Annotated in this window: 2 protein-coding genes; both read left to right on the top strand. The window is 56.8% G+C overall.

All coding sequences use genetic code 11. The features are described from left to right. Positions 1-83: 83 nt before the first annotated feature. Positions 84-1,613, top strand: a complete 1,530-nt coding sequence (gene istA / locus ACGYLO_RS22060; protein WP_394377454.1) for an IS21 family transposase — start codon at positions 84-86, stop codon at positions 1,611-1,613. Next, entirely contained in the window at positions 1,603-2,394 is a 792-nt protein-coding gene (gene istB, locus ACGYLO_RS22055; RefSeq protein ID WP_394377453.1) for an IS21-like element helper ATPase IstB, read from the top strand. The genes istA and istB overlap by 11 nt, the downstream gene beginning before the upstream one ends. Positions 2,395-2,436 lie beyond the last annotated feature (42 nt).

The following is a 2,436-nucleotide window of genomic DNA, read 5'->3' as shown; positions in this document are numbered from 1 at the left end:
GCCCCATAAATTGTCACTGAGAATTGACCCATGTGAACACACTTCCCTGACGGTTTTGGTTGGGGGGATTTGGAGTGATCGACATGGGATTTTTGAGTGTCATTCGACGCTGGGCATTGCGTGACAAAATGCCGATACGCGAGATCGCCCGGCGGACGGGTTTGTCTCGGAATACTATCAAGAAGTATCTGCGCGAAGGCGCGGTTGAGCCGCAGTTCAAGACGCCCAAGCGTCCAAGCAAGCTGGATCCCTACGCGGATCGGCTGGCAGCTTGGCTTTTAATCCAGACGCGGAAGTCCCGCAAAGAGCGGCGGACAGTGAAGCAAATGCATGCTGATCTGGTGAAGCTGGGATATGACGGCTCCTATGAACGCGTGGCAGCTTTCGCCCGGGCATGGCGTGAAGATCGGCATCGAGTGGAACAGACGACGGGGCGCGGCACCTTTGTGCCTTTGGTATTTCAACCCGGCGAAGCGTTCCAATTCGACTGGAGCGAGGACTGGGCGAACATCGGTGGTGAGCGGGTCAAACTGCAGGTCGCACATGTCAAACTGTCACACAGCCGCGCGTTCCTGGTACGCGCATATCCGCTGCAAACGCATGAGATGCTGTTCGACGCTCATTGGCATGCGTTCAGGGTTTTTGGCGGCGTCCCCAGACGTGGCATCTATGACAATATGAAGACGGCGGTTGACCGCGTTGGCAAAGGCAAGCAGCGAGACGTCAATGCACGCTTCAAAGCTATGGCCAGCCATTATGTGTTTGAACCCGAGTTCTGCAATCCGGCGGCCGGTTGGGAGAAAGGCCAGGTTGAGAAGAATGTGCAGGATGCGCGCAACCGCATGTGGCAGGTCATGCCGGTCTGTGCCGATCTGGCAGAGCTGAACCAATGGCTTGAAGATCGCAGTATCGCCCTTTGGACGGAGACGACGCACAAGGCTTTGCCGGGGTCCATCGCTGATGTGTGGGAGGCCGAGAAGCCCACGCTAATGGCACTTCCGCCGGCATTCGATGGCTTTATCGAACACAGTAAGCGTGTGTCACCCACGTGCCTGATCACGTTCGAACGCAATCGCTACAGCGTTCCCGCCAGCTTTGCGAACCGACGTGTCAGTTTGCATGTCTATCCCGAACGGCTGGTCGTGGTCGCTGAAGGGCAAACGGTGTGCGAGCATGTGCGGATCATTGACCGTTCTCATCGCAAACCTGGCAAGGTCATCTATGACTGGCGGCACTATCTGGCTGTTATTCAACGTAAACCGGGTGCCCTTCGCAATGGCGCACCATTTACAGAGATGCCGGATGCCTTCCGTCAGCTACAAGATCACATGCTGCGCAAGGAAGGTGGCGACCGAGAGATGGTCGACATCCTGTCACTGGTGCTCCAGCACAACGAAGAAGATGTCCTTTGCGCGGTGGAGCTGGCGCTGGAAGCAGGTGTGCCAACCAAAACGCACATTCTGAACCTCCTGCACCGACTGATCGACCGCAGACCGAAAGATCATCCCGAGGTCGATCCGCCGGACGCACTGGCATTGCAAACAACGCCAAAGGCCAACGTCGATCGCTATGACGGCCTGAGACAGGTTGTGGAGAAGCGCCATGCGTCATGATCCTGCAGGAGCCTCTATCGTCATCATGCTGCGCAGCCTCAAGCTCTATGGCATGGCAAATGCGGTCGACGATCTGGTCGCCCAAGGCGCGCCAGCATTCGAGGCTGCCACGCCAATGCTGTCACAATTGCTCAAAGCCGAGATCGCCGAACGCGAGGTGCGGTCCATCGCATATCACACGAAGGTCGCCCGCTTCCCAGCCTACAAGGATTTGACGGGCTTCGACTTTGCATCGAGTGAGATCAACGAAGCGACGGTGAGGCAGCTACACCGATGCGAGTTTATCGAAGCAGCCGAGAATGTCGTTTTGATCGGCGGTCCCGGAACGGGCAAGAGCCACACAGCTACAGCAATCGGCGTCCAGGCCATCGAACATCACCGACGTAAGGTGCGCTTCTTCTCGACCGTGGAATTGGTCAACGCGCTGGAGCAGGAGAAGGCGCTTGGTAAGGCAGGGAAACTGGCTGAGACGCTGACGAAAGTCGACTTGGTCATTTTGGACGAACTCGGCTACCTGCCGTTCAGTTCATCTGGCGGGGCGCTGCTCTTCCACCTGCTCAGCAAGCTCTACGAGCGCACCAGCGTAATAATAACCACAAACCTCAGCTTCTCAGAATGGGCGCAGGTCTTCGGGGATGCAAAGATGACAACCGCGCTCCTCGATAGGCTGACCCACCGCTGCCACATCCTCGAAACTGGAAACGACAGCTACCGCTACAAGGCCAGCGCTGAGGCTGCAAAGAAAACACGAAAGGAGACCAAAACGTTGACCGCGTCATAAACCACGACGCATAACTGAGGGTGGGTCAAATCTCGGTGAAAA

The sequence above is a fragment of the Sulfitobacter sp. 1A13353 genome, assembly GCF_043557255.1.
GTDB classification, from domain to species: Bacteria; Pseudomonadota; Alphaproteobacteria; order Rhodobacterales; family Rhodobacteraceae; genus Sulfitobacter; species Sulfitobacter faviae.
This window is presented reverse-complemented; position numbering and strand designations above follow the sequence as displayed.